Below are 26,000 nucleotides of genomic sequence, written 5' to 3'. Positions count from 1 at the left end.
CCGCTTGGAGAAAAACCTGCCCGGAAAATGCTCCCGGACAGGCTGATGATTCAGGCGGTGGTATTCACCAGACCACCGGAGGAAGACGACTCCTTGGCCAGCTCCCGTACCAGGTTGCCCGAAACCTCTGCCAGGGCACCGTTGGTATCGGCAACCTGCCCTTGAATGGCCATGACTGCCGTCTGCTTGGCCTCGGGGGTTGGGTAGTCGGCGGCCTGGGCGGCAGCCAGTTGCTGTTGCTGCTCCCGAAGTTGCTGCTGCAGTTCCTGCATGCGCTTGAGCAGCATCTTTACCACGATGCTGTGGTTGTCTTCGCTTGGGCTTTCGCTTTCAGACTGTTCGGCCTGCTTGCTGGAACCGACCCGCAAAGTGCCCGACTCGTCGGTGCCCAGTGCGCTAGACGCCTGCTCGGCGGTGGCGTCGCTCAATGCATCGATGGTTGCGGGGGTCTTGCCATTGATCAGAATGGCTCCTGCCCCTGGAAATCCGACTGACAGTGACATTGGAACTCCTGGTGAAAAATCCTAAAAGGATCATCGACCGCCACAGAACATTCTTTAATGAATGTGCAAGAAGTCGCGCCAGGACCGGCGACGAGCACTTTCGGATTGCCGAACACAGCGCTGCACAAATGTTCGGAAACCCGGACGCCGCTTGACTCAACGCGACCAAAAATTGAAATAAAATTGATATAAATCAGTAACTTAAAATACTTATCCGGCCAAGGTAGTGCTGGTACAGATCCTGCTCAACCCTCGCTGCCTCGGCGCAAACAGATCTGCCGCCGAGGTGTTTCTAGATGAACCTGCATCAGCACCGTCTCACTACTAGAGAGAAAATAATGAAATCTGCCTTCAAATCCTTCGCCCCGGGCGCTTTGGCCCTCCTCCTGCTTCTACCTGCCGCCCTGCAGGCCAAAGAAGCTGAAACCCAACAGAAACTCGCCAATGTCGTGGTTCTGGCCACTGGCGGCACTATCGCCGGCGCCGGTGCCAGCGCCGCCAACAGCGCCACCTATCAGGCGGCCAAGGTCGGCATCGAGCAACTGATCGCCGGCATCCCGGAGTTGAACCAGCTGGCCAACGTGCGTGGCGAGCAAGTCATGCAGATCGCCTCGGAAAGCATCACCAACGAAAACCTGCTGCAACTGGGCCGTCGCGTTGCCGAACTGGCCGACAGCAAAGACGTAGACGGCATCGTCATCACCCACGGTACCGACACCCTGGAAGAAACCGCCTACTTCCTCAACCTGGTGGAAAAGACCGACAAGCCAATCGTTGTGGTCGGCTCCATGCGCCCAGGCACCGCAATGTCGGCTGACGGCATGCTCAACCTGTACAACGCCGTGGCCGTCGCTGGCAGCAAGAACGCTCGCGGCAAAGGCGTACTGGTGACCATGAACGACGAAATCCAGTCTGGCCGCGATGTCAGCAAGATGATCAACATCAAGACCGAAGCCTTCAAGAGCCCATGGGGCCCGCTGGGCATGGTGGTGGAAGGCAAATCCTACTGGTTCCGCCTGCCAGCCAAGCGCCACACCATGGATTCGGAATTCGATATCAAGAACATCAAGAGCCTGCCTGACGTAGAAATCGCCTACGGCTACGGCAACGTCAGCGACACCGCCTACAAGGCCCTGGCCCAAGGTGGCGCCAAAGCCATCATCCACGCCGGTACCGGCAACGGCTCGGTGTCTTCCCGTGTGGTCCCTGCCCTGCAGGAACTGCGCAAGAACGGCGTCCAGATCATTCGTTCTTCCCACGTCAATGCCGGTGGTTTCGTCCTGCGCAACGCCGAACAGCCTGACGACAAGTACGACTGGGTCGTGGCTCATGACCTGAACCCGCAGAAAGCCCGCATCCTGGCCATGGTCGCCCTGACCAAGACTCAGGACAGCAAGGAACTGCAACGCATGTTCTGGGAATACTGACAGAACCCTGCTCGACCGGCCCCGGTCGAGCAAGCTTGCAACCACTCGCCCGCCCGGGCGGGTGGTCCCGGTACCACCTCCCTCCTCCCAGTAAAAATATCTGCCCGCCTCGTGAGACAAATGCGTAAAGCGTTGTCAGAGGAACTTCTTGAATTTTAAGCAGTTGCGAAATGCCCTACAGTTAAATACTGTATGTGCGTACAGCTTAATAAGGATTGTTCCGTGGCCACGACCCAAACGCCCCTCAGCTCCTACGAACGCCTGGGTGTGCGCATCCAGAAAATCATCAACTCTCCCACCGCGCAAAAGGCCAAGGCAGCACTGATTTTCCGCCTCGCCGATGAACCGCAGGACGAATGGGAACGCTTGCTGGAAGAAATCGCCGAAAACGACAACGTCACCCTCGCCTATCGCGACGATGGCGGTGTGCAGATTTTCTGGGTCGTGCCGAAGGAAGACTGAGTCGATGAGTGTCCGCTGTTTTGCCCTGCTGTTGCTGTTTCTCGCCTGTACCGCCCAAGCCGATGCGCCCCGCACCTTCAGCGAAGCCAAGAAAGTCGCCTGGAAGCTCTACGCCCCCCAATCCACCGAGTTCTATTGCGGCTGCAAGTACACCGGCAACCGGGTGAACCTGGCCGCTTGCGGCTATGTGCCACGCAAAAACGCCAAGCGCGCCGAACGCATCGAATGGGAGCACATCGTGCCGGCCTGGCAGATCGGCCATCAGCGCCAGTGCTGGCAGCAAGGCGGCCGCAAGAACTGCACGCGCACCGACTCGGTGTATCAACGCGCCGAAGCTGATCTGCACAACCTGGTGCCGAGCATTGGCGAAGTGAACGGCGACCGCAGCAACTTCAGCTTCGGCTGGCTGCCGGAGCAATCGGGCCAGTACGGTTCGTGCCTGACCCAGGTCGACTTCAAGGCCAAGAAGGTCATGCCCCGGCCTTCGATTCGCGGAATGATCGCCCGCACCTACTTCTACATGAGCAAGCAGTACGGCCTGCGCCTGTCCAAGCAGGACCGACAGCTCTTCGAAGCCTGGAACAAGACCTACCCGGTGCAAGACTGGGAACGCCAGCGCAATCAGAGCGTGGCCTGCGTCATGGGGCGCGGCAATGAATTCGTCGGCGCGGTCAACCTCAAGGCTTGCGGCTGAAAGCAGATCGCCCGCTGAGCGCGGGCGATCCTGGATCCTGTGCAAACAGGTTTACTGCGCGGTTTGATGCTCGATGACAGTGACGTCGATATCGCGCTTCTTGGCCTTGACCAGCTTTTCGATCACTTCATTCTTCTTGGCCTCGGCTTCGGCCTGGGAAGCAAACGGGCCGACCACCACCAGGCGCTTGCCCTCTACGGTCAGCACATTGGAAATGATCCCGTGCTCGATCAGCCAGCCGGTCAGGTCGCTCACCGCCAGGGGTAGTTGGCTGCCGACCAGCACATCCCATTGCGGCGTGGTCGAGGCCGGCGCCGGCTGAACCTGCGCTGCCACCGGAGCGCTCTTGTTCGCTTCGACCCGCTTGCCTTCGCCACAACCGACCAAGGCCAACACCGCCATCATCATCGCTACTGTGCGCACAACCTAACCCCTAGATAGTCTGAGGCGGCGATTTTAGCACTCAAGACCCGAGAGACCTCGTCACAAAATCAGACCGAAACAGGAAGAATGATATTTATTGCCTCTGTATAGTTGCGCCTTGGGAATTAATAGATCGTCTGCGCGTCAGAAAGATGCACCCACTCAGTGGAACTTCGCACTAATCTATACCTAAGACCGACCTCTGCACTGTTTGAATCTGGTGCCCTACAAAGCTATCAAGGAGAAGATCATGCTGATACTCACCCGCAAAGTCGGTGAAAGCATAAACATCGGTGACGACATTACGATCACCATCCTCGGCGTCAGCGGCCAGCAAGTGCGCATTGGTATCAACGCGCCAAAAGACGTGGCTGTACACCGTGAAGAAATTTATCAACGCATTCAGGCAGGCCTGACCGCTCCGGACAAACGCGAAACCCCTTGAGCAGCATGAGCACCAGCCCTTTGCCCGCGCACAATGGCTGGCGCAGCGTCTGTCTTGCTTGCCTTGAGCTTTGCCCCGCAGACCGTCTGCATGCCCTGACCGGGTTGCAGGCACAGCACATTCCCGCTCACCAGACTGTCATCAACCACTGACTATCGCCCCCTTCCCGTGGCGAGCCCGACCGCTGACTCCCGACACACGCCGCCGCCCTCTTGCAGGCGGCGCGCCGGCTCCGCGGTCAGGCGCCCGCCGTCAGCTCCACAGGCTTGAAGCCCAGGTCCTGGGTGAAACGCAGCAGGTAGCCATCCGGATCGAGCACCAGCAGGTTCAACTCGCCGTGCAACAAATCGTCGTGACGGTACCAGCACTCCTGGATGTCCCGACGCAAAGCAACGCCAGCCTGGCCCAAGGCTGCCGCCAGCTGGCGAATATCCGGACACTCGATGGACAGGTTCATGCCGCGACCAAACGGAGCCTGCAATGGACCGACCCGCCACTCCGACTCCTGCCGATCATCCTGCTCCAGCATCAGCTGGGCGCCATTGAGGGAAAGAAAGGCAAAGAAGTGTTCCGGTCGCTGATACTCCACCTTGAAACCCAGCGTATCGCGGTAGAAGGCCAGACTTTGCTGCAGGTCCGTGACCAGCATTTCCGGAACCAGGTCATTCATTTGAAACATCAGAGGCTTCCATCGCTCATTGATCGAGCCGCGAGCCTACTCTCAAGCCACCGCAGGGTGCAGCCCCCGCTTACCAATGATTACAACTGAGCCCAGGTCACTCCACGCGCCATGCCGCTGGCCGCGATAACCACCAGGACCAGCAACCAGGCCTGCACGTGGCTGATACGGGCAAGCAGCAGCGCCCGTCCAGTTTCCAGCACCGTGCCGCGCGCACGCGCCAAACGCCATTTGATCAAGGTCAGCAACGGCAGGACTTCCAGTAACAAAATGACAACAAACAGCGCCATCTTCAGATGAAACAGCGGCTGGTGCAGGCAGTAGTCCGCCCCCAGCGCCACTCAAACGACGCAGCGTCGCAACCCGCGCCAGCACCCCGGTGAACGCGCCAGCAAATGCACGGCCGCCAGCCATCATTGCTGCAACATCTGGCTCGACTCCGCTTGATTGATCGATCCACCCGAGCGCCTCAGTAATAGTTCATAACCTGGGCGGTTGCCGGTGATCGAAAACAAAAAAGCGGTTCGCACGGATCGAAAACTCCGTGAGAACCGCCTGGCCATTCATGCCGTCAATGACCATCAGTACTCAGCCATGACGCTCCTGCAACACCTTGCTCCACAAGGTGAACGCCACGGGCGGCGTCCAGGACGGGTTCGACGTGTGCTCCTGAAGACACAGGTAACGATTGCCCTCATAGCTCACCCCATCTTCCCGGCGATAGCGCTGGCTGGTGCGCCACTCCGGAAAGCTCGGATCGACCACACCGCCAGTGGTCCTGGCACTCACACTGCGACTGGGGAGCGATTCCCGTCCCTGGGTGTCGGTGGCCGTGACGAAGTAACTGTACTGGGTATCAGCGCTCAGCCCCTGATCCTCAAAGCCCGGGGCTGGGGTCCTGGCTACTGCATTGCCATCGCGATACAGGGTGTAGAACTCTACCGGCCGCACGCCTGCGGAAACACTCCAGCTCAGGCTGACGCTATTGCGACCAGTGTTGAGCACCAGCAGGTTGCCCGGAGCCCCGGGGCGCTCCGGCTCGCCACTGTCACCATGGATCAACGGTGCATAACGGTTGCAGAACTCCCAGTTGTAATGCACGCCCTGCCGGCTGATTCCGGCATCCCAGTTCACCGACCAGGTCATCAATCCCTTGATGGCGTGACCGGCGCCCTGCAAACGCTTGAACGCGTTACTCACCGCCGAGGGGTCAATCACATAGCCGGTGGCAGCCGCATCGACATTGCTCGGCAAACCTATTACCAGCTTGTCCGCGGCGATGCGGGTGTAACCACGGGTGCCGCTCGCCAGGCTTTCGCTCAGGTAATAGAGGAAGTCCTCTTTCATCGCATCGTTGTTCTGGGCGATCCAGGCTCCCTGCCCGCCGTTGGCTTCTTGCACCCAGAGCCCGTCGCCGCCCTGGTTGTAGAACTGCGGCGCGACAAAGTCGTAATAGCCTTCCAGGGCCTGCAGATAGGCCACGTACTTGCCATTGCTGGTCAGGTACGGAAACTCCGGCGCCATGCTGATGATGAAATGCTTGCCCTGGCCGGCGTAATGATCCTTCACCAGCTTCAGGGCGGCAGGCAGCACGCTCTTGTTATCGGCAAAGTCGATGGCGCTCTGCTCCAGATCGATATCCAGGCCATCGAAACCGTAGGTTTCCACCAGCCGGATGATCTCGTTGGCCAGGGGCTGTTCGTTGCCCTTGTGCAACTCGATATGCGCATCTGCACCGCCCAGGGAGATCAACACCGCCCGCCCCTGGCTGTTGAGCACGCCCACCTGACGCCGGAATTCGGCGTCCGAAAGCTTATAGGGCCTGAAAGTGGGAATGCCGTTGCCCTTCATGAAGGCCACCGCCACCACGTTGTATTCCTTGGGCACGTCGACCAGGTCCAGGTTGGCAAATTGCCCCTGCTGGTAACCGTCGCTGTGACCGGCTGCCCAGTTGTGCCAGAAGCCCATGAGCACCTTCTTGCCGGCAATGCTCGGCATCAGGGAGGCGGCGTCTGCGGCCTGGCTCTTGATTAATGAAAAATCGATTTTATCCACGTTCTAATCCTTCAGAACTGTTAGTGAATGTTAAATAACTGCGACTTATTTGAAATCCAGATCGAAAGCTTGGTAGAAACCGTTACCCGTATTGGCAACAATCCACACCAGCACCACAACATGGTGCCCCTTCTTATTCTTGGGCAGTACAACTTCATGCTGAGTCTTGGCTTTCAATACCGAGCCAAACTTGTCGAATGGAACTTCGGTATAGAAGTCCTGATAGAACGCCTGAGGCTCCAATTGTGCCCGGCTGATACGCTGTTTCGGGTCCCAGCCGTCTTTGGTGATGAACCAGCTATAGCCCCGGGTAACGTGGGGAGCGGTGTATTCCCACTGCACCTGAAACACCTGGCCCGGATTCACATTCACCAGCGGCCAGCTGAAGGGACGGTTGATTTTTTTCGACATTTCCTCGTTGGTGAAGTTGATGCAATCGCGCTCATCAACCTTGCCACCGCTGAGAATGTGGCCATCAGCCGGCGGTACAGCACTGGCCACATCACTGTCATAAGGCTTTGGAAAAGGACCGGCGACCAGTGCCGGGAAGTTTTTCCCGCCTTCCATTTCATTGACCTGCCAGGTCCCCAGCAACCCCAGTTCCACTGCCACCGCACCGCGGCTGGACGGAGAAACAACGCGACCATGTTTAACTTGAGCTTGTGGCTTATTCATATCTTTCACTCCATTGATTAATTAACTACCGCTCCTTGTTGAGCACCCTTAAGTTAGCTCATTTCCCCCTGCTTTTTCATCACCACTAAAACTAACTATTCGGGCCAATTTACAAAACTCCACGCCAGCCCTAACAATCCCTGGACTTCCTTATTTCAACTGACAGCTTGAAGAGGCAATGTATTACACGCTTTGCTACAGGCTTATTGGCTATTTTCGCGAGACGCCAACTGCAACCAGAGCAACTAGCCGACATATCGCTACCCATAAATGACAAAACCCGGCGAGTGCCGGGTTTTTTAGCTGATGGCGCCACGAGGCCCTGCGTTAGAGACAGGTCGCCAGGGCCGCCAGACGGCGTTTGGAAACGTAGCTGTCTTCTACGGCATAAAAATGCACGGTAGTGCCAGCAGGTTCAGCCTTGATATCGACAAAGGACTCGGCAGAGCGGGTATACACCGTATACCCCCCAGCCTTGCCCGGCTGCAGGTAAGCGGCGGCATCGACACCGAAGACCGCCTCGTCCTGCCAGGCGAACTGCACACACTGCGCCACCAGTTGATCAGCCTTGGCCGAGGTCAGGGTCTTGCTGGGTGTTCTGGCACGCGCCTCATCCATGGTGGAACTCGCACAGCCGGCCAACAGCGCCGCAACCATTACCGCGATCAAAACCCGCATGCTGCTTCCTCGTCCTGAAAACGCGAGAGTATCGCTCAGACAGCGGCAAAAAACGCGCGCGGGCAGAAGAAAAAACCTCGCCACATCCCTCAACACTCTGCCAGCGACGATGCCAACTGGGCGATGGCTTCCTGGTCCTCGCCACCCAGATGCCGGTAGTTCTGGATAATGGCGCTTTCATTCCGGCTCAGGCTGCCCTCGGACAACCGGGAACGCTCGCCGGTCAGCAGGTAAAGCAGGTCGGTGATGCTTTTACGACCGTGGACGCCACAAAAGGTGCATTTTGTTTCACCACACCCATTGCCAGCCCCACCGACAAAGGATTACCCTGCGCGCCCTTTCCACACTTTTGCCAAGGAGATCCACCATGCAACAGCTGATCACCCCTTGCAGGACGTGCCTGGTTTAAACGCTGCAACCGCTACCCGTTAGCGCCTTCGCTTAACCCCCGCTTCGTCCTGCCATTACCTGAATATTTTTTCCAATCAGGAATTGGACATGGACACTTGCATCCGTCATTTGTCGAACGGCGTCTCTCTGATCGCCTCCGACACCACCTGGATCGAAGACAAAGCGCTCCAGCAACTGCACACCACCGCCCAACTGCCCGGCATGCGCCAGGTCGTCGGCATGCCGGACCTGCACCCAGGCCGAGGCTATCCGGTAGGTGCTGCATTTTTCTCCACCGAAATGGCCTATCCGGCACTGGTGGGCAACGACATTGGCTGCGGCATGGCGCTGTGGCAAACCGACCTTTCCAGCACTCGCCTGAATCTCGACAAGCTGGAAAAGAAAATCGGCAACATCGACCTTCCCCTGGATGAACAATGGGATGAACAACGAGCGCAATTGGCACTGCCCGCCAGCGGCCACGAACACTCCCTGGGCACCATCGGCGGTGGCAACCACTTCGCCGAACTGCAACAGCTCGATCAGGTCCACGACACCGACGCCTTGCAGGCGCTGAAACTGGACCCGAAAGCCCTGCTGCTACTGGTGCACAGCGGCTCGCGCGGCCTGGGCGAAGCCATTTTGCGGCGCCACGTCGAACAACACGGTCACAGCGGCCTGATGATGGACAGTCTCGCTGGCAGCCAGTACCTGCAGGAACATGACCAGGCCCTGCGTTTTGCCGAAGCCAATCGGTGGTTGATTGCCGAACGCTTGCTGCACAACCTGCGAGCCAAGGGCCATTCACTGCTGGACATCAACCACAACCTGGTGTCCCCGGCGCAGGTCGACGGCGTGTCGGGCTGGCTGCATCGCAAGGGCGCCACGCCTTCGGACCAGGGCCCAGTGGTGATTCCTGGCTCCCGCGGCGACTACAGCTACCTGGTGCAGCCGATAGCCACGTCGTTGAGCCTTTTCTCCCTGGCTCACGGCGCCGGACGCAAATGGCTACGCAGCGACTGCAAGGGCCGCCTGGCAACACGCTTCAGCTTCGATCAACTCAAGCGTACCCAACTGGGCAGCCGGGTGATCTGTGAAGACCGCAGCCTGATGTACGAAGAGGCGCCCGAAGCCTACAAGAGCATCGACAGCGTGGTGGGCAGCCTGCGCGACGCTGGCCTGGTGAAAATCATCGCCCGGCTCAAACCGGTACTGACCTACAAACGTCGGGGGTGCTGCTGATGATGCTGCTCCAGCTATCTTCCGCCCAGGGGCCTGCCGAGTGCGAACTGGCGGTCACCCGGGCACTGCGTCTGCTGCATCACGAAGCCGCAGCGCAGAACGTGCGCCTCGACATTGTCGAGCTGGTTGCCGGCGAGGCCCACGACACCCATCGCTCGGTGCTGCTCAGCCTCGATGGCGAGCACGCTGCAAGCCTGGCCGAACGCTGGACAGGCACCCTGCTGTGGGTGTGCAAAAGCCCTTACCGACCCGCGCACCGGCGCAAGAACTGGTATTTCGCCGGCCAGCCGTTCAGTGCCCCGGCGAAATCCACGGACGGCGAGATCCGCTTCGAAACCATGCGCGCCTCCGGCCCCGGCGGGCAACACGTCAACAAGACCGACTCCGCGGTGCGCGCTACCCATGTAGCGACCGGCATCAGCATCAAGGTGCAATCCGAGCGCAGCCAGCATGACAACAAGCGCCTGGCCCAGCTGTTGATCCAGCAGCGCCTTGCGGCCCGGCAACAACAGTCCGCACAGGAACTTCGCTTGCAGCGCCGCGACGCCCATCACCAGGTGGAACGGGGCAATGCCGTGCGTACCTTCAGTGGCAGCGCGTTTATCCCCCAGGACTGATCATCCCTCGCTTGGGGAGCCGCTCGCATGACGGCTTCCCGCGTGCGCGGCTGACGGCAGAAAACACCAGGGCAATACGTAAAAGATCTTCAACCAGCAACCGATGCGGTACCTGCAGCGGCAGCTGAAGACATGGAGCGAAAACGCCAATGAACAACTACTTCGAAAGCCCCTTCAAAGGCATCACACTGGACCGGCAAGTTACCCATCCGAATATCCGGGTTGGACGCTACAGCTACTACTCCGGCTATTACCACGGCCACAGTTTTGATGATTGCGCGCTACCTTCCTCGTGATGAAGGTGTCGACAAGCTGATTGGCAATGACGTCTGGATCGGCTCCGAAGCCGTAGTCATGCCAGGCATCAAGATCGGCGACGGTGCCGTGATTGGCACCCGGGCCCTGGTGACACGAGATGTGGAACCCTATGCAATCATCGGCGGCAACCCCGCCAAGATGATCCGCAAGCGCTTCGACGATCGCCGCATAGAGATGCTTCTCGAAATGCAGTGGTGGCATTGGAGCAACGAGCAGTTGAAAGCGGTAATGCCACTGATGACCAGCGCCAATGTCGAGGCCTTGTTTGAACATTGGCTGGCGCACATCCGCTCTTGCCGAGCGAGCTCCCTGCCTCTTCAAGCCGTTATTGGCGCAAAGAATTGCGCTATCGAACCGAGGCTCGGAACAGGGCTTGGCAAAGCCGTTAAAATCGCCCAAAACAAAAAAGGGGCTCACCTCTCGGTGAACCCCTTCTAGACCGCCCAGCAGAGCGGATTTTGTTTGGTAGGCGCGATTGGACTCGAACCAACGACCCCCACCATGTCAAGGTGGTGCTCTAACCAACTGAGCTACGTGCCTGCTGTGAGGCGGCATTCTACGGAATTCCGGAGGGGTGTCAACACCTTTTTTGCAGCTAAGCCTATGAATATGCGAATTTTTTAATTTTCCGAGCGTGAAGAAGTTTTTTCTCCTGTCTGGCAGCTCATTTGCAACTCAGGTAGCATCGGCGCACTCGTAAAATATATTAAACACATGAGGTCGCAGGATGGCGAACATTCCCTACCCACAGTCCTATTACGCGGCATCGGCCAATGCGACTCCGGAACGCCCGATGCTGCAAGGCGAGATTGAAACCGATGTCTGCGTGATCGGTGCGGGCTATACCGGCCTGTCCAGCGCCCTGTTTCTTCTGGAGAGCGGCTTCCGCGTGACCGTACTGGAGGCCGCCAAGGTCGGCTTTGGTGCCTCAGGGCGCAATGGCGGGCAAATCGTCAACAGCTACAGCCGTGATATCGACGTGATCGAGCGCAGCGTGGGCCCCAAGCAAGCACAACTGCTGGGACAGATGGCGTTCGAAGGCGGCAGGATCATTCGCGAACGGGTAGCCAAGTACCAGATCCAGTGCGACCTGAAAGACGGCGGCGTGTTCGCTGCGCTGACCAGCAAGCAGATGGGCCACCTGGAGTCGCAGAAGCGCCTGTGGGAGCGCTACGGCCACACTCAACTGGAATTGCTGGACGAGCGACGGATTCGCGAAGTCGTGGCCTGTGATCAGTACAAGGGCGGCATGCTCGACATGAGCGGCGGCCATATCCACCCACTGAACCTGGCACTGGGCGAAGCGGCAGCCGTGGAGTCCCTGGGTGGCACTATCTACGAGCAGTCCCCGGCAATCCGTATCGAGCGCGGCGCCAATCCGCTGGTGCACACCCCAGAAGGAAAAGTCCGCGCCAAGTTCATCATCGTTGCCGGCAATGCCTACCTGGGCAACCTGATTCCGGAGCTGGCGGCCAAGTCCATGCCGTGCGGCACCCAGGTGATCACCACCGAACCCCTGGGCGATGAGCTGGCTGCCAGCCTGCTGCCCCAGGACTACTGCGTCGAAGACTGCAACTACCTGCTGGACTACTACCGCCTCTCCGGCGACAAGCGCCTGATTTTCGGTGGCGGCGTGGTGTATGGCGCCCGCGACCCAGCCAACATCGAGGCCATCATCCGACCGAAGATGCTCAAGGCATTCCCACAGCTGCAGAACGTGAAGATCGACTACGCCTGGACTGGCAACTTCCTGCTGACCCTGTCACGCCTGCCGCAGGTTGGCCGGCTGGGCGACAACATCTACTACTCCCAGGGCTGCAGCGGCCACGGCGTGACCTACACCCACCTGGCCGGCAAAGTCCTGGCCGAGGCCTTGCGCGGCCAGGCGGAGCGCTTTGACGCCTTCGCCGACCTGCCCCACTACCCCTTCCCCGGCGGCCAGTTGCTGCGCACGCCATTCACCGCCCTGGGCGCCTGGTACTACAGCCTTCGCGACAAGCTCGGCTTCTGATAGCCCAAGTTTTTCGCAGCCACAAAAAAACCGCCGAACAGGCGGTTTTTCATGCTCAAGCAACAGGCTCTGCCAAAAGGCAAATTCCACAAACAAAAAACCCCGGTCTCTCGACCAGGGTCTTTGCTATCGATACGAATCAAACCCTTGGGTTTGTTTCGCTGCTTCAAGGCGTTCAGTGATCCTTGAAGCTGATATGGCGCAGCGGACGGGACTCGAACCCGCGACCCCCGGCGTGACAGGCCGGTATTCTAACCGACTGAACTACCGCTGCGTATCGCTTGGACTTGCGCCCATGTGAACCGTTTAAATCGTCTGACCAAAAAGCTTCGAGGCTTTTCAATCTCAAACCAGGCGAGCCTGGCTTGGAAAATATGGCGCAGCGGACGGGACTCGAACCCGCGACCCCCGGCGTGACAGGCCGGTATTCTAACCGACTGAACTACCGCTGCGCGTCGGTTGGAGGCTTCCTTGGAAGCTTCCGTCTTTCTTGCGAAAGACACTCAGGAAATGGTGGGTGATGACGGGATCGAACCGCCGACATTCTGCTTGTAAGGCAGACGCTCTCCCGGCTGAGCTAATCACCCTTTGCTTCGCTGAGGCCGCGAAATTTACGCAGGTAACGAAGCTAAGTCAATAGCAGGCTTGAAGTTTTTTTCAAAAACAGCAGAAGTGTCCAGCCGCCAGCCGCGAGAAAAAAGCAACTGACACACAACCGCACGACTCACCTGCCGCTTAAAGCCTGGCGCAACCTCACGCCTGATAAATCATTTTCTTGGTCATGCCACCATCCACCACGAACTCCTGGCCGGTGACAAAACCCGAATTGCGCGACAGCAACCAGGCCACCATCGATGCCACATCCTCCACCGTCCCCACCCTGCCCGCAGGATGCTGGGCATGATCGGCATCGGATAAAGGCTCGGCACGACGCAGCGCTGGATCACGGGCATCGATCCAGCCCGGACTCACCGCATTGACCCGAATTTCCGGCCCCAGGCTGATTGCCAGGGCATGGGTCAAGGCCAGCAAGCCACCCTTGCTTGCCGCATAGGCTTCGCTGTCCGGCTCGGATTGCCGGGCACGGGTGGACGCCAGGTTGACGATCGCGCCGCCATGCGCGCGCAGATACGGCGCACAGTGCTTGGCCAGCAACATCGGCCCGCCCAGGTTCACCGCCATGACGCGATTCCAGTAGGCCAGATCCAGGCTTTCCAGGGTGATGTTGTGCGGATCGGCCACAGCGGCATTGCAGACCAGAGCATCCAGGCGCCCGAACTGCCCCAGCACCTCAGCCACACCCTGAGCCACCTGCGCCTCATCGGCCACGTCCATGGTGATGAACCAGGCATTCTCACCCAGCACCCGGGCCACCTTGGAACCCCGCTCGCGATCCAGGTCGGTCAGCACCACTTGCCAACCTTCGCTGATCAGCCAGGCCGCGATCCCCAGACCAATGCCCCGCGCCGCACCCGTTACCAGCGCGACACGGCCATTGCCGCCGCCCTGAGGCGTGGACAACTCGATCACAAGGCGGCCAGGCCGCGAGCCAGGTCGGCCTGCAGGTCGACCACGTCTTCCAAGCCCACTGCAATGCGGATCAGGCTGTCGCGAATCCCGGCCGCTTCACGCTCCTGAGGCGCCAGGCGCCCGTGGGAAGTCGTGCTCGGATGAGTAATGGTGGTTTTGCTGTCACCCAGGTTGGCCGTGATCGAAATCAGGCGGGTGGCATCGATAAAGCGCCAGGCGCCCTCTTTGCCGCCCCTGACCTCGAAACTCACCACCGCACCGAAACCACGCTGCTGACGCTTGGCCAGTTCGTGCTGCGGGTGGCTGGCAAGACCTGCGTAGTGCACTTTCTCGACGCCATCCTGCTGTTCCAGCCACTCAGCCAGGGCCAGGGCGTTGGCACAATGGGCGCGCATGCGCAGATTCAGGGTTTCGAGGCCCTTGAGGAAGATCCAGGCATTGAACGGACTCAGGGTCGGCCCCGCCGTCCGCAGGAAACCCACCACTTCTTTCATCTGCTCGCTGCGCCCGGCCACCACGCCGCCCATGCAACGACCCTGGCCGTCGATGAACTTGGTGGCCGAATGCACCACCACGTCCGCGCCCAGCTTCAAGGGTTGCTGCAAGGCCGGAGTGCAGAAGCAGTTGTCGACCACCAGCATCGCGCCCTTGGCATGAGCCACCTCGGCCAGCGCGGCGATATCCACCAACTCGGCCAGCGGATTGGAGGGAGATTCAACAAACAGCAGCTTGGTGTTGCTCTTGATCGCCGCATCCCAGCCGGACAGATCCGCCAGGGGCACGTAATCGACTTCAACACCGAAGCGCTTGAAATACTTCTCGAACAGGCTGATGGTCGAGCCGAACACGCTGCGCGACACCAGCACGTGATCGCCAGCACTGCACAGGCTCATGACCACCGAGAGAATGGCCGCCATGCCGGTCGCCGTAGCCACTGCCTGCTCGGCACCTTCCAGGGCCGCGATACGCTCCTCGAAAGAGCGCACCGTGGGGTTGGTGTAACGCGAATAGACGTTGCCCGGCACTTCGCCAGCGAACCGCGCCGCCGCATCAGCAGCGGTGCGGAACACATAGCTGGAGGTGAAGAACATCGGATCACCGTGCTCGCCTTCCGGCGAGCGGTGCTGACCGGCGCGCACCGCCAGGGTATCGAACGCTACGCCTTCAAGGTCGCTGTCCAGCCGACCGGCATCCCAATCCTGACTCATGCCGCCTACTCCTAATGTCTTCTTAAAATGCTCGGATCAGTTGTTGTACAGATCGATGATGGCGCTGACCGCCTGGGTCTTGGCCTTGGAAGCATCGTTACGAGCGTTCTCGATCTTGTTCAGATAGGCCTCGTCGACGTCACCGGTGACGTACTTGCCGTCAAACACCGCGCAATCGAAGTTCTCGATCTTGATCTTGCCGCCACCGACCGCTTCGATCAGGTCCGGCAGGTCCTGATAGATCAGCCAGTCGGCGCCGATCAGGTCAGCCACGTCCTGGGTCGAACGATTGTGGGCGATCAACTCATGGGCGCTCGGCATGTCGATGCCATACACGTTCGGGTAACGCACTGCTGGCGCAGCGGAGCAGAAGTAGACGTTCTTCGCGCCGGCCTCGCGAGCCATCTGAATGATCTGCTTGCAGGTGGTACCGCGAACGATGGAGTCGTCCACCAGCATCACGTTCTTGCCGCGGAACTCCAGCTCGATGGCATTGAGCTTCTGGCGCACGGATTTTTTCCGCGCCGCCTGGCCCGGCATGATGAAGGTACGACCGATGTAGCGGTTCTTCACGAAACCTTCGCGGAACTTGACCCCCAGGTGGTTGGCCAGTTCCAGCGCCGCGGTGCGGCTGGTGTCCGGAATCGGGATCACCACGTCGATATCATGCTCAGGACGCTCGCGCAGAATCTTCTCGGCCAGCTTCTCGCCCATGCGCAGACGCGCCTTGTAGACCGAAACGCCGTCGATGATCGAATCCGGACGAGCCAGGTAGACGTGTTCGAAAATGCATGGAGTGAGCTGCGGATTGGTCGCGCACTGACGGGTGTAGAGCTTGCCCTCTTCAGTGATGTAGACCGCCTCACCCGGGGCCAGGTCGCGAATCAGGGTGAAGCCCAGCACATCCAGGGAAACGCTTTCCGAGGCGATCATGTACTCCACGCCTTCGTCGGTATGACGCTGGCCGAAAACGATCGGGCGGATGCCGTGAGGGTCGCGGAAACCGACGATACCGTAACCGGTGATCATGGCCACCACCGCATAACCACCGACGCAGCGGTTGTGCACATCAGTCACCGCAGCAAACACGTCTTCCTCGGTAGGCTGCAGCTTGCCGCGCTGGGCCAACTCGTGAGCGAACACGTTGAGCAGCACTTCAGAGTCGGAGTTGGTGTTGACGTGGCGCAGGTCTGATTCGTAGATCTCCTTGGCCAACTGCTCAACATTGGTCAGGTTGCCGTTGTGCGCCAGGGTAATGCCGTAAGGCGAGTTGACGTAGAACGGCTGGGCCTCGGCCGAGGTCGAGCTGCCTGCGGTTGGATAACGCACATGGCCAATGCCCATGTGCCCCACCAGGCGCTGCATGTGCCGCTGCTGGAACACATCACGTACCAGGCCATTGTCCTTGCGCAGGAATAACCGGCCATCATGGCTGGTCACGATACCGGCAGCGTCCTGGCCGCGGTGCTGGAGGACGGTTAGCGCGTCATACAGCGCCTGATTGACGTTCGACTTACCGACGATACCGACGATGCCACACATGCGACGCAACCCCTACTTAATGAAACTGAACTGAACCCATCTTACTGAGGCGTTTTGGCCGGTAAGAGGTGCTCCTTGAACGGTATTTCAGCGGGTACGCTGATACCGCTGGCCAGCCACTGACTGCTCCACCCCAGGATGAGGTTCTTGGACCAGTCTGCAACCAATAGAAATTGTGGCACCAGCCGCGACTGTTGCCACCAGGAATCCTGCTGTACCGGCCCCAGGCTCAAGAGCCCGACCGCCACGACCACCAGCAACGCGCCACGCGCCGCGCCGAAAGCCATGCCGAGGAATCGATCGGTCCCGGAGAGGCCGGTGACACGAATCAATTCGCCGATGAGATAGTTGACCATTGCGCCCACCAGCAAGGTGGCGACAAACATGATTGCGCAGCCCGCGATCACGCGAGCCGAGGGAGTTTCGATATAACCGCCGAGGTACTCGGACAGTGAGCCACCAAACATCCAGGCAACAACTCCTGCGATGATCCAGGTAAGCAACGACAAGGCTTCTTTGACGAAACCGCGGCTCAAGCTGATCAAAGCGGAGATGGCGATTATTGCAACGATCGCCCAGTCAACCCAGGTAAATGGCACAGTGCAGCCTACAGACGGATAAGGCGGCGCATTTTAACAGAGCGCTTGGCTGTCGGTAAGCTGCGATTCACTGTGCTTTTAAAATCAAGCGGATAGCCTTAACCGCGCTCAGGCTGGAAACGCACCACAAAGCCCTTGAGATTGTGCTGACGCCCTAGCACGTCACGCAGACGATCGGCCTCGGCCCGCTCGATCAGCGGCCCGACAAACACCCGGTTCTTGCCGTCAGCGGAACGGATATATGCGTTATAACCCTGACTGCGCAGGGTTTTCTGCAGGTTTTCCGCGCCTTCACGGCTCGACAGGCTGGCCAACTGCACCGACCAACTGATGGACAGGCCATTGGCATCGACCCGGCTCGGGGCCGTGTCAGGCTTGGCGCTGACCACCGGCTGCGGCGGCACCGGAATCGGCGTTGGCGCAGGCTTGGGTGTCGGCTTGGCTGCTACTGCCGGAGCAGGTGCAGGCGCAGGCGTCACCACCGGGGTGCTTGGCGCAATCGGCGTCGACGGGGCAGCCTGTTGCACCACAGGCTCATCGGCCGGCACGGAACCTTCAGGCAATGCCTGAGGCTCGGGCACCACCACCGGCTCAACCTGAACCTGAGGCATGGCGGACACTTGCGGCGCGGCAGGCACATCAACCGTTACATGGCGCTGCTCATCCTCACGCGAAAACAGCATCGGCAGGAAGATCACCGCCAAGGCCACCAACACCAGTGCTCCGACCATTCGCTGCTTGTAGACGTTATCCAGCATTGCCATGTGCAGCTTCCTCCGTGGAGCGCCGGGCGAGCCACTCAAGCGCCTCGGCAACACAATAAAAAGACCCGAACAGCAGAATTTCGTCATCGGCGGTGGCTTGCGCGCATTGTGCTTCCAGCGCCGCAGCCACACTGGAATAGGACGCCACGACTGCCCCAAGGTTCTCCAGAGCACACTGCAGGTCCTCCACCGGACGCGCTCGCGGCGTATCCAGAGGCGCTACGGCCCAGTGCCGGACGGCGCCCTGCAGACAAGCAACCACGCCCTCCAGATCCTTGTCCGCCAGCAACCCGAATACCGCCAGGCGCTTACCTGCCACCGGACGGCGCGCCAGACGCTCGGCCAGGTACTGCGCGGCATGAGGATTGTGCCCCACGTCCAGCAACAGGTTCAGGCGTTTGCCCTGCCAGTCGATTTGCCGACGATCCAGGCGCCCGGTAACCCGTGTCTGCTGCAAGGCTGCGCTAATCTGCCCAGACTGCCAGGGCAGCCCCAGGAGCAAATAAGCCTGCAAAGCCAGCGCAGCATTTTCCATGGGCAGATCAAGCAGCGGCAGATCGCTCAACTCGACCTGATTGCCCTGGGCATCCAGGCCGCGCCACTGCCAATACTGCTCAGTGATTCCCAGGTCAAAATCCCGCCCCCGCAGGAAAAACGGGCAACCCAGCTCCCGCGCCTTGTCCAGCAGCGGTTGCGGTGGGTTCAGGTCGCCACACAACGCCGGCGCGCCGGGTCGGAAGATCCCGGCCTTTTCGAAGGCCACGGACTCACGGGAGTCGCCAAGGTACTCGACATGATCGACACCGATGCTGGTCACCAGCGCCAGGTCGGCATCCACCAGATTGACCGTATCCAGGCGTCCACCCAGACCGACTTCCAGGACCACAGCGTCCAGAGCCGCTTGCTGAAACAGCCAGAAGGCCGCCAGGGTGCCCATCTCGAAATAGGTCAGGGAAATCTCACCGCGCCCCGCCTCCACCGCAGCAAAGGCTTCGCACAGTTGCTGGTCAGTGGCTTCGACGCCATTGACTTGCACCCGCTCGTTGTAGCGCAGCAGGTGCGGCGAGCTGTAAACCCCCACTTGCAGGCCCTGAGCCCGCAACAGGGAAGCGACAAAGGCACAGGTAGAGCCCTTGCCGTTGGTCCCGGTAACCGTGATCACCCGAGGCGCCGGCTTGCCCAGCCCCATCCGGGACGCTACCTGCTGCGAGCGCGCCAGGCCCATGTCGATGGCCGACGGATGCAACTGCTCAAGGTAGGCGAGCCATTCGCCAAGGGTACGCTGGGTCATAGGCTGGCTGGAGCCGGCGGCACCACGATCGGCTCCACCGGAGCCTCGACGAATTCCGGCGTCGGCAGCCCCATCAACTGAGCCAGCAGGTTACCCAGGCGCGGACGCAATTCCTGGCGAGAAATGATCATGTCGATCGCGCCGTGTTCCAGCAGAAACTCACTGCGCTGGAAACCTTCTGGCAGTTTTTCACGCACGGTCTGCTCGATCACTCGAGGACCGGCGAAGCCCACCAGAGCTTTAGGCTCGGCGACGATCACATCGCCCAGCATCGCCAGGCTGGCGGAAACACCACCGTAGACCGGGTCGGTCAGCACGGAGACGAATGGAATGCCCTCTTCACGCAAACGCGCCAGCACTGCGGAAGTCTTGGCCATCTGCATCAGGGAGATCAGGGCTTCCTGCATCCGCGCACCGCCAGAGGCGGAGAAGCAGATCATTGGGCAGCGGTTTTCCAGGGCGTAGTTGGCGGCACGCACGAAACGCTCACCAACGATGGCCCCCATGGAGCCGCCCATGAAGGAGAACTCGAAAGCCGAAACCACCACCGGCATGCCCAGCAGGGTGCCGCTCATGGAAATCAGCGCATCTTTCTCGCCAGTCTGCTTCTGCGCCGCGCTCAGGCGGTCCTTGTACTTCTTGCCATCGCGGAACTTCAGACGGTCCACGGGCTCCAGGTCGGCGCCCAGTTCGGCACGGCCTTCGGCGTCAAGGAAGATATCGATACGGGCACGTGCGCCAATGCGCATGTGGTGGTTGCACTTGGGGCAAACATCCAGGGTCTTTTCCAGCTCCGGACGATAGAGCACCGCCTCGCAGGACGGGCACTTGTGCCAAAGACCTTCAGGCACCGAGCTTTTCTTCACCTCGGAACGCATGATCGAAGGGATCAGTTTGTCTACTAACCAGTTGCTCATGCTTTCTTTCTCCAGTACCGGCGGCCCGAACACTCTGGTTCACAGCCCCGCGTATGCCCTTGAGCTAAATTCATGTGTGCGGCGATGATCAATTCGCTACCGCGGTCAGCACCGGGCTCGACCTGCCTGCAACGAACCGCTCCTCAGCCATCCCGGCAACCCGCACCAGAGCGGTTGCCACTCGATTTCGACCCCGCCTGAAGGCGGCGCCTGCCTGTTTTGTACAGTGGTGTTATGGACGGCGGCAGACTGCCAGCCGTCACATCGACTCGTTGCTGCGACGCACCGCTTGCATAAATGCGTGAATCTTTGCCGGATCCTTGATGCCTTTGTCCTGCTCCACACCGCCACTGACATCCACCGCATAAGGACGCACCCGGGCGATGGCTGCCGCGACATTCTGCGGAGTCAGGCCACCGGCGAGAATCACCGGTTTGCTCAGTTCCTGAGGAACCAGGGACCAGTCGAAGGCCTCGCCAGTTCCGCCCGGCACGCCTTCGACATAGGTATCCAGCAAGATGCCGCTGGCCCGTGGATAGGCCAGGCAGGCCGCCGCGATGTCGTCTCCAGCCTTGACCCGCAACGCTTTGATATAGGGACGGTGATAGCCTTCGCAATCGGCCGCCGACTCATCGCCGTGGAACTGCAGCAGGTCCAGCGGCACCGCATCGAGGATTTCCCCCAGCTCACAGCGGCTGGCATTGACGAACAACCCGACCGTGGTCACGAACGGCGGCAAGGCCGCAATGATTGCCCGCGCCTGCTGCACATTCACCGCCCGCGGGCTCTTGGCGTAGAACACCAGACCTATGGCATCAGCCCCCGCCGCCACTGCCGCCAACGCATCTTCTATGCGGGTAATCCCGCAGATCTTGCTGCGAACAGCTGGCATGTCATGAACCTCAGGGGCAAATCCGGAAAGTTCCGGATGGTAGCAAATGCTTTTCCGGGCGTCAGCCGTCAAGTTCCGAGAATCCGCTGAGGAAATGTGGCCCGATGTATCGCTCGGGCAACTGGAACTCATCCTTGTATTCGACCTGCACCAGATACAGCCCAAAAGGATGAGCGGTGACGCCGCCAGAGCGCCGGACCCGACTTTCCAGCACTTCCCGCGCCCATTCCACAGGGCGCTCGCCGGCACCGATGGTCATCAGCACCCCGGCGATGTTGCGCACCATGTGATGGAGAAAGGCGCTGGCACGAATATCCAGGACGATCATCTTGCCGTGCCGGGTAACCCGCAGGTGATGGATCTCCTTGATCGGCGACTTGGCCTGGCACTGACCGGCGCGAAACGCGCTGAAATCATGGGTACCCAACAGAAACGCGGCGGCCTGGGCCATGCGCTCGATATCCAGAGGGCGGTGATTCCAGGTGATTTCTTCGTTGAGGTGGGCCGGACGAATCTGATCGTTGTAGATCACATAACGGTAACGCCGGGCAACCGCCTTGAAACGCGCATGAAAATGCGCCGGCATTTCCTTGGCCCAACTGACGCTGATGTCATGGGGCAAATTGATATTGGCGCCCATGACCCAGGCCTTCATCGAGCGCACGGCCTGCGTATCGAAATGCACCACCTGCCCGCAGGCATGCACCCCGGCATCCGTACGCCCCGCGCAGGAAACCACCACTGGAGAGTCCGCCACCCGGGACAGAGCCTTCTCCAGGGTTTCCTGGACACTCGGCACACCGGACGCCTGACGCTGCCAGCCGCGATAGCGCGAGCCCTTGTATTCAACACCCAGTGCGATTCGGGAAAAGCCTTCGGCCGCCATTTCGGCGGCCGGGTTATCTATATTTGCCAAGAACTTACAGCCTGCTGATATGCGCAAAGGCGCTCATTATAGGGCCGCAGGCAACAGACGCCACGCGCTGTCGGGCTTTGTTTGCAGATCAAGCATTCAGGTGGCCAATCCGCCGGGCGATTGCATCACCCCCAGGGCAAACGCTATATAGATTTTTATACAGCGGAAAACAACACAGACACCCCGATCGAGAACCGATGAATGATCGCAACCCACAAAGAGGCCGTAGGCCTGGCTTACAGCCTGGAAGGCATGCTCCACGCCAAACGCATGACTTGGGAGGCCATCGCGCACATGGCCCGGCAGATCCAACCCGGCATGCAGGAATCCACCGCCAGGGAAATGGGCCTGGAAGTCCTGCGGGAAATGGGCATGGAGCGTATCTGGCATCCATTGCTGATTCGCTTTGGCGCCAACACCTTGAAAACCTTCAAGCAACGCTCCGATGGCGATCCGCTGCTGGGGGAACATGACCTGTTCTTCATCGACCTGGGCGTTGTCTGGGATCGCCACGAAGGCGATTGCGGAGCGACATTCGTGGTCGGCGACGACGCTGAAATGCACGCCTGCGCCGCCGCGGCGAAAAGCCTGTTCAACCAGGTCCACGACCACTGGAAAAACCATCAGGTGGCCGGGCCCGAACTGTATCGGTACGCCCAGGAACAGGCCCGCACCATGGGCTGGGTGCTCAACCTGGACATCAAGGGGCATCGGGTCAGCGACTTTCCCCATGCCATCTACCGCGCCGGGGACCTGGGAGACTTTGCCGCTTGCCCGCAAGTCGGCCTGTGGATCCTGGAGATCCAGATTGCCCACCCTACCCGCCCCTTCGGTGCCTTTTACGAAGACCTGCTGGCCTGATCCACGATTGAACCGCCAATAACAAAAACGGCAGCCTCATCGGCTGCCGTCCTGTTCAAGCGTCGAGTTGCATCAGGCCAGTCGCGCCAGCATCTCCTGGGCTTCGCTCTTCTGCCCTTCACTGCCTTCGCTCAACACCTCACCGAGGATATCCCGCGCACCGTCGTTGTCCCCCATGTCGATATAGGCCTGGGCCAGATCGAGCTTGGTGGCCACTTCATCGCTGCCAGAAAGGAAATCGAAGTCCGCTTCATCAGGCGCCGCAGCGGCATCTTCAGCGGTAAAGCTGGGCACCGCCGGCTCTGGCTGATCCAGGCTCTGGGCCAGGCGGTCCAGCTCAGCATGACATCATCCAGCTCGGAAGTGAAGGCGTCCTTGGACGCTGTACCAGCGTCCAGCTCATCAGCCAGGGACAGGTCGAAGTCTGCCGACAAGTCCAGGTCATCCAGGGTCGCTTCGGTGACGGTAGGCACATCACCTGCAGGCAGGTCCTTGAGGTCGTCATCCAGGCTCAGCAAGAAGTCGTCATCACTTGCCGTCGCGGCAGGCAGGTCGGCCCCCAGGTCCAGATCGAAGTCACCCAGGTCATCCAGGTTTTCCTCGGGAGCGATCTGCTGCTCGAGTACCGAGCCAAAACTCAGGTCGTCATCCAGCGGGAAGTCTTCCAGCTCGGCTTCAGGCTCTGGGCTGAGCACTGCCGGCGAAGCCGCTTCCAGATCATCCAGGCTCAGGTCGAAATCCGCATCCAGACCTTCCACCGGAGCAGCCGGCTCAGGCGCTTGCGGCTCGTCTTGCAGCAACTCCTTGACATACTCGGCGTCCAGCTCGGCGGCCACTGCCGCAGCGGCCAGGCCAGCGGCCGCCGCTACCGCGACCATTGCCGGAAACCGGCTCTTCAGTTGTTCGACCTGGGCATGGTTATCACCATTGGCCACCAGCTGCCGCTCCTGGGCGACAAAGGCGCTGCGATCACCCTGATGCGCGTAGACCTCCATCAACTTCAGACGCAGATCACTGCGCTGAGGCTCCAGCTTGACGGCTTCCTCAAGGATGGCCGCGGCCTGGTTCAGCCGACCGGCATCGATGTGGTTCTGGGCCTGCCCCAGGACGTCGGTAGCGCGCTCGACCGGCGCCGCCGGAACAGGGGTCACCACTACCGGCTCCGGAGCTGGAGCTGGAGCTGGAGCTGGAGCTGGAGCTGGAGCTGGAGCGAGCTTGACGCTTGGCGGAGGAACCTCAAGGCCTTCGAAACTGCTTTCCGGCAGGTCCATTTCCTCGGCGAAATCACTTTCCTCCGACAGCGCCCGTGCCATGCGCAGGTGTTTTTCCGCTTCCTGCTGGGCCTTGCGGCGGCGCGCCAACAACAGCAACAGCAGCAACGAGGCCAATACCGCACCGCCCCCCACCAGGCCCAGCAGGATCGGGTTGGTCAGCAGATCGGAATACTTATCTTCGTCACTCTTGGCGACGCCAGCATCCGCTGCCGGGCTGGCAGCCGGCTCACTGACCGGAGCCACTGGCGCCACCACCGGGGCCGCGACCTCAGGCTTGACCACCAGCTCAGCCGGCATTGCCGGGGCCGGCTGAGCAGCGGGCGCTGCAGCCCCATTGCCCTCGGCCTGCATCTTGGCCAGTTGGTTGTTCTTCAATTCGATAAGACGCTGCAACTTGTCCAGCTGGCTCTGCAGGTCTGCCATGCGCTCCTTGAGCTCGGCATTGTCACGACGAGTCGCGTCGAGGCTCTCCTGAGTCACGGCCAGCTTGTTGTTCAGCGCCTTGGCGTCACCGGCTGCGCCCTTGCCACGCGCCTTGCCGCTCTCGGCGGAAACCAGGCTCAGATTATCCTTGCTGTTGACCTGCTTGGGCGCCTTGTCGGCACCGGCACGACGGGTCGCATCCACCTGCTTCTGAGCACGCGCTCCGGCGCGGCGCCCCTGACGCCAGGCGGCATTCTGCGCCGCGACCTCAGCGATTGCCTTGGGCTGCGGCAGCGCGGTGCTTTGCACCACATCGGGCAGGCGCAGCACCTTGCCGGTCTTGAGCCGGTTGATGTTGCCATCGATAAAGGCATCGGGGTTCAACGCCTGGATCGCCAGCATGGTCTGCTGGATCGAGGCGCCGTTACGGTTCTTCGCGGCGATTTCCCAAAGGGTGTCGCGAGCCGAAGTGGTGTATTGCTCAGGCTTGCCGACCTTGTTCGCACGGGTCACCGGAGCATTCACCGCCGGGCCACTGACTGGCGCGGTCTGCGCCGCGGCGGCGGCTTGCGGGGAGAACTTCGAAGGGTCCAGCAACACGCTGTAATCGCGCAGCAGGCGGCCATTGGGCCACATCACCTGCACCAGGAACTTGACCATCGGCTCCGACAGCGGCTGGCTCGAGGTCACCCGCAACACACTTTTGCCGCCGGGATTGAGAATCGGGGTGAAATGCAGGTCATTGAGAAAAGCCTGGCGATCAACGCCGGCCTTGGAGAACTCTTCTGCCGGTGCCAGGCTGGGCACTACCTCGGCGGCAGTGAGGTCCTTGACATCAAGCAATTCGATTTCTGCTACCAGAGGCTGGTTCAGACTCGACTTCAGGGTCAGCTCCCCAAGCCCAAGCGCCTGCGCCATACCGGAGGACAGCGCCGAGGCGGCCGCTATTGCTAACACCAGTTTGCGAACTTGAACCATAGCCTCATCCTTTGTTTGAACATTCCTCGGCCAGCGAGAAGGTTTTGTAGCGGCTGCCAAAAGGCACTGCGCGGGATCATCAACGACCACGACGCGCGATTATTTCTTGCATGCCCCGGGAGCACCTGACGGCCACTCACCTCCAGCAACTTGCCAAGCATAGCGCCCAGCTAGATTCATTCTGCA

23 protein-coding genes, 4 tRNA genes and 3 pseudogenes are annotated in these 26,000 nt (G+C 60.3%); 9 read left to right on the top strand and 21 right to left on the bottom strand.

From position 1 onward, the window contains the following. Positions 1–50: 50 nt before the first annotated feature. Positions 51–503, bottom strand: coding sequence for a hypothetical protein (locus LXM55_RS17390; protein WP_233321477.1), 453 nt, complete (start codon positions 501–503; stop codon positions 51–53). Positions 504–841: 338 nt separating this feature from the next. Between LXM55_RS17390 and LXM55_RS17385 the strand changes: the two genes are divergently transcribed. The 3 genes from LXM55_RS17385 (at position 842) to LXM55_RS17375 (ending at position 3,086) form a co-directional block, all read left to right on the top strand. Further along, positions 842–1,930, top strand: coding sequence for an asparaginase (locus LXM55_RS17385; protein WP_047303134.1), 1,089 nt, complete (start codon positions 842–844; stop codon positions 1,928–1,930). 192 nt (positions 1,931–2,122) lie between these two features. Beyond that, positions 2,123–2,392: a DUF1654 domain-containing protein gene (locus LXM55_RS17380; protein WP_110723117.1), complete on the top strand. Its 270-nt coding sequence runs from the start codon at positions 2,123–2,125 to the stop codon at positions 2,390–2,392. Between the two features lie 4 nt (positions 2,393–2,396). Further along, positions 2,397–3,086 (top strand): endonuclease, encoded by a 690-nt coding sequence (locus tag LXM55_RS17375; protein ID WP_233321476.1) that lies wholly within the window; start codon positions 2,397–2,399, stop codon positions 3,084–3,086. 51 nt (positions 3,087–3,137) lie between these two features. On the opposite strand, the gene LXM55_RS17370 is transcribed toward LXM55_RS17375, so the two are convergent. Continuing rightward, entirely contained in the window at positions 3,138–3,494 is a 357-nt protein-coding gene (locus LXM55_RS17370) for an SPOR domain-containing protein (protein ID WP_233321523.1), read from the bottom strand. Between the two features lie 265 nt (positions 3,495–3,759). On the opposite strand from LXM55_RS17370, the gene csrA reads away from it, so the two are divergent. Continuing rightward, complete coding sequence (csrA, locus tag LXM55_RS17365; protein WP_007920550.1) at positions 3,760–3,954, top strand: carbon storage regulator CsrA; 195 nt, start codon at positions 3,760–3,762, stop codon at positions 3,952–3,954. 238 nt (positions 3,955–4,192) lie between these two features. Here the strand turns inward: csrA and LXM55_RS17360 are convergent, their stop codons facing one another. The 5 genes and pseudogenes from LXM55_RS17360 to LXM55_RS17340 all read right to left on the bottom strand — a co-directional run bounded on the left by LXM55_RS17360 (position 4,193) and on the right by LXM55_RS17340 (position 8,041). After that, positions 4,193–4,633, bottom strand: coding sequence for a bleomycin resistance protein (locus tag LXM55_RS17360; protein WP_233321475.1), 441 nt, complete (start codon positions 4,631–4,633; stop codon positions 4,193–4,195). Between the two features lie 80 nt (positions 4,634–4,713). Beyond that, a pseudogene (locus LXM55_RS17355) lies at positions 4,714–4,965 on the bottom strand (DUF2214 family protein); the annotation flags it as partial. A gap of 256 nt (positions 4,966–5,221) precedes the next feature. Then, positions 5,222–6,688: a glycosyl hydrolase family 18 protein gene (locus LXM55_RS17350; protein WP_233321474.1), complete on the bottom strand. Its 1,467-nt coding sequence runs from the start codon at positions 6,686–6,688 to the stop codon at positions 5,222–5,224. Positions 6,689–6,733: 45 nt separating this feature from the next. Then, on the bottom strand, positions 6,734–7,363 hold the full coding sequence (locus LXM55_RS17345; protein WP_233321473.1) for a lytic polysaccharide monooxygenase auxiliary activity family 9 protein: 630 nt from the start codon (positions 7,361–7,363) through the stop codon (positions 6,734–6,736). A 327-nt stretch (positions 7,364–7,690) separates the two neighbouring features. Then, positions 7,691–8,041, bottom strand: coding sequence for a hypothetical protein (locus tag LXM55_RS17340; protein WP_233321472.1), 351 nt, complete (start codon positions 8,039–8,041; stop codon positions 7,691–7,693). Between the two features lie 498 nt (positions 8,042–8,539). Here LXM55_RS17340 and LXM55_RS17335 point away from each other — a divergent pair, with 498 nt between their 5' ends. From LXM55_RS17335 to LXM55_RS32705, 3 genes and pseudogenes are all read left to right on the top strand, one after another. Continuing rightward, positions 8,540–9,673 (top strand): RNA ligase RtcB family protein, encoded by a 1,134-nt coding sequence (locus LXM55_RS17335; RefSeq protein WP_233321471.1) that lies wholly within the window; start codon positions 8,540–8,542, stop codon positions 9,671–9,673. Further along, the gene (gene prfH / locus LXM55_RS17330) at positions 9,673–10,290 is read left to right on the top strand and encodes a peptide chain release factor H (RefSeq protein ID WP_233321470.1); all 618 of its coding nucleotides are present in this window, start codon (positions 9,673–9,675) and stop codon (positions 10,288–10,290) included. The genes LXM55_RS17335 and prfH overlap by 1 nt, the downstream gene beginning before the upstream one ends. Positions 10,291–10,439: 149 nt before the next feature. Continuing rightward, positions 10,440–10,884 (top strand): annotated as a pseudogene (locus tag LXM55_RS32705) (CatB-related O-acetyltransferase); the annotation flags it as partial. Between the two features lie 187 nt (positions 10,885–11,071). Here LXM55_RS32705 and LXM55_RS17320 read toward each other — a convergent pair. Continuing rightward, positions 11,072–11,148: transfer RNA gene (locus LXM55_RS17320), tRNA-Val, on the bottom strand. Between the two features lie 187 nt (positions 11,149–11,335). Between LXM55_RS17320 and LXM55_RS17315 the strand changes: the two genes are divergently transcribed. Beyond that, on the top strand, positions 11,336–12,619 hold the full coding sequence (locus LXM55_RS17315; RefSeq protein ID WP_233321469.1) for an NAD(P)/FAD-dependent oxidoreductase: 1,284 nt from the start codon (positions 11,336–11,338) through the stop codon (positions 12,617–12,619). 197 nt (positions 12,620–12,816) lie between these two features. Here the strand turns inward: LXM55_RS17315 and LXM55_RS17310 are convergent. The 12 genes from LXM55_RS17310 to truA form a co-directional block, all read right to left on the bottom strand. Continuing rightward, positions 12,817–12,893, bottom strand: a tRNA-Asp gene (locus LXM55_RS17310). A 101-nt stretch (positions 12,894–12,994) separates the two neighbouring features. Beyond that, a tRNA-Asp gene (locus tag LXM55_RS17305) sits at positions 12,995–13,071 on the bottom strand. Positions 13,072–13,130: 59 nt separating this feature from the next. Continuing rightward, positions 13,131–13,206, bottom strand: a tRNA-Val gene (locus LXM55_RS17300). A gap of 166 nt (positions 13,207–13,372) precedes the next feature. Then, the gene (locus tag LXM55_RS17295; protein ID WP_233321468.1) at positions 13,373–14,149 is read right to left on the bottom strand and encodes an SDR family oxidoreductase; all 777 of its coding nucleotides are present in this window, start codon (positions 14,147–14,149) and stop codon (positions 13,373–13,375) included. Continuing rightward, the gene (locus tag LXM55_RS17290) at positions 14,146–15,357 is read right to left on the bottom strand and encodes an O-succinylhomoserine sulfhydrylase (protein ID WP_233321467.1); all 1,212 of its coding nucleotides are present in this window, start codon (positions 15,355–15,357) and stop codon (positions 14,146–14,148) included. Before LXM55_RS17290 ends, LXM55_RS17295 begins: the two co-directional genes overlap by 4 nt. Positions 15,358–15,393: 36 nt before the next feature. Beyond that, positions 15,394–16,899, bottom strand: coding sequence for an amidophosphoribosyltransferase (gene purF, locus LXM55_RS17285; RefSeq protein ID WP_011060388.1), 1,506 nt, complete (start codon positions 16,897–16,899; stop codon positions 15,394–15,396). Between the two features lie 41 nt (positions 16,900–16,940). After that, positions 16,941–17,498, bottom strand: coding sequence for a CvpA family protein (locus LXM55_RS17280; RefSeq protein ID WP_016968003.1), 558 nt, complete (start codon positions 17,496–17,498; stop codon positions 16,941–16,943). 98 nt (positions 17,499–17,596) lie between these two features. Further along, positions 17,597–18,262, bottom strand: coding sequence for an SPOR domain-containing protein (locus LXM55_RS17275; protein WP_233321466.1), 666 nt, complete (start codon positions 18,260–18,262; stop codon positions 17,597–17,599). After that, positions 18,246–19,553, bottom strand: coding sequence for a bifunctional tetrahydrofolate synthase/dihydrofolate synthase (gene folC, locus LXM55_RS17270; protein WP_233321465.1), 1,308 nt, complete (start codon positions 19,551–19,553; stop codon positions 18,246–18,248). The genes LXM55_RS17275 and folC overlap by 17 nt, the downstream gene beginning before the upstream one ends. Continuing rightward, a complete protein-coding gene (gene accD, locus LXM55_RS17265; protein WP_233321464.1) occupies positions 19,550–20,470 on the bottom strand; it encodes an acetyl-CoA carboxylase, carboxyltransferase subunit beta in 921 nt (306 codons plus the stop codon). The genes folC and accD overlap by 4 nt, the downstream gene beginning before the upstream one ends. 259 nt (positions 20,471–20,729) lie before the next feature. Then, a complete protein-coding gene (locus LXM55_RS17260) occupies positions 20,730–21,362 on the bottom strand; it encodes a phosphoribosylanthranilate isomerase (protein WP_233321463.1) in 633 nt (210 codons plus the stop codon). A 61-nt stretch (positions 21,363–21,423) separates the two neighbouring features. After that, positions 21,424–22,248 (bottom strand): tRNA pseudouridine(38-40) synthase TruA, encoded by an 825-nt coding sequence (gene truA / locus LXM55_RS17255; protein WP_233321522.1) that lies wholly within the window; start codon positions 22,246–22,248, stop codon positions 21,424–21,426. Between the two features lie 231 nt (positions 22,249–22,479). Here truA and LXM55_RS17250 point away from each other — a divergent pair, with 231 nt between their 5' ends. Continuing rightward, the gene (locus tag LXM55_RS17250) at positions 22,480–23,139 is read left to right on the top strand and encodes a M24 family metallopeptidase (RefSeq protein ID WP_233321462.1); all 660 of its coding nucleotides are present in this window, start codon (positions 22,480–22,482) and stop codon (positions 23,137–23,139) included. Positions 23,140–23,211: 72 nt separating this feature from the next. Here LXM55_RS17250 and LXM55_RS17245 read toward each other — a convergent pair. Continuing rightward, positions 23,212–25,814 (bottom strand): annotated as a pseudogene (locus LXM55_RS17245) (FimV/HubP family polar landmark protein). Between the last annotated feature and the right edge of the window lie 186 nt (positions 25,815–26,000).

This window comes from Pseudomonas sp. Au-Pse12 (assembly GCF_021341665.1).
Lineage (GTDB): Bacteria > Pseudomonadota > Gammaproteobacteria > Pseudomonadales > Pseudomonadaceae > Aquipseudomonas.
Note: the sequence above shows the minus strand (reverse complement) of the source record. Positions and strands in the feature narration are given on the sequence as shown.

Excerpts from the sequence above, each read along its gene's own strand:
- LXM55_RS17390 (WP_233321477.1), bottom strand. The coding sequence starts at position 503 with ATGTCACTGTCAGTCGGATTTCCAGGGGCAGGAGCCATTCTGATCAAT.
- LXM55_RS17385 (WP_047303134.1), top strand. The coding sequence starts at position 842 with ATGAAATCTGCCTTCAAATCCTTCGCCCCGGGCGCTTTGGCCCTCCTC.
- LXM55_RS17380 (WP_110723117.1), top strand. The coding sequence starts at position 2,123 with ATGTGCGTACAGCTTAATAAGGATTGTTCCGTGGCCACGACCCAAACG.
- LXM55_RS17375 (WP_233321476.1), top strand. The coding sequence starts at position 2,397 with ATGAGTGTCCGCTGTTTTGCCCTGCTGTTGCTGTTTCTCGCCTGTACC.
- LXM55_RS17370 (WP_233321523.1), bottom strand. The coding sequence starts at position 3,494 with ATGATGATGGCGGTGTTGGCCTTGGTCGGTTGTGGCGAAGGCAAGCGG.
- csrA (WP_007920550.1), top strand. The coding sequence starts at position 3,760 with ATGCTGATACTCACCCGCAAAGTCGGTGAAAGCATAAACATCGGTGAC.
- LXM55_RS17360 (WP_233321475.1), bottom strand. The coding sequence starts at position 4,633 with ATGTTTCAAATGAATGACCTGGTTCCGGAAATGCTGGTCACGGACCTG.
- LXM55_RS17345 (WP_233321473.1), bottom strand. The coding sequence starts at position 7,363 with ATGAATAAGCCACAAGCTCAAGTTAAACATGGTCGCGTTGTTTCTCCG.
- LXM55_RS17340 (WP_233321472.1), bottom strand. The coding sequence starts at position 8,041 with ATGCGGGTTTTGATCGCGGTAATGGTTGCGGCGCTGTTGGCCGGCTGT.
- LXM55_RS17335 (WP_233321471.1), top strand. The coding sequence starts at position 8,540 with ATGGACACTTGCATCCGTCATTTGTCGAACGGCGTCTCTCTGATCGCC.
- prfH (WP_233321470.1), top strand. The coding sequence starts at position 9,673 with ATGATGCTGCTCCAGCTATCTTCCGCCCAGGGGCCTGCCGAGTGCGAA.
- LXM55_RS17315 (WP_233321469.1), top strand. The coding sequence starts at position 11,336 with ATGGCGAACATTCCCTACCCACAGTCCTATTACGCGGCATCGGCCAAT.
- LXM55_RS17290 (WP_233321467.1), bottom strand. The coding sequence starts at position 15,357 with ATGAGTCAGGATTGGGATGCCGGTCGGCTGGACAGCGACCTTGAAGGC.
- purF (WP_011060388.1), bottom strand. The coding sequence starts at position 16,899 with ATGTGTGGCATCGTCGGTATCGTCGGTAAGTCGAACGTCAATCAGGCG.
- LXM55_RS17275 (WP_233321466.1), bottom strand. The coding sequence starts at position 18,262 with ATGGCAATGCTGGATAACGTCTACAAGCAGCGAATGGTCGGAGCACTG.
- folC (WP_233321465.1), bottom strand. The coding sequence starts at position 19,553 with ATGACCCAGCGTACCCTTGGCGAATGGCTCGCCTACCTTGAGCAGTTG.
- accD (WP_233321464.1), bottom strand. The coding sequence starts at position 20,470 with ATGAGCAACTGGTTAGTAGACAAACTGATCCCTTCGATCATGCGTTCC.
- LXM55_RS17260 (WP_233321463.1), bottom strand. The coding sequence starts at position 21,362 with ATGCCAGCTGTTCGCAGCAAGATCTGCGGGATTACCCGCATAGAAGAT.
- truA (WP_233321522.1), bottom strand. The coding sequence starts at position 22,248 with ATGGCGGCCGAAGGCTTTTCCCGAATCGCACTGGGTGTTGAATACAAG.
- LXM55_RS17250 (WP_233321462.1), top strand. The coding sequence starts at position 22,480 with ATGATCGCAACCCACAAAGAGGCCGTAGGCCTGGCTTACAGCCTGGAA.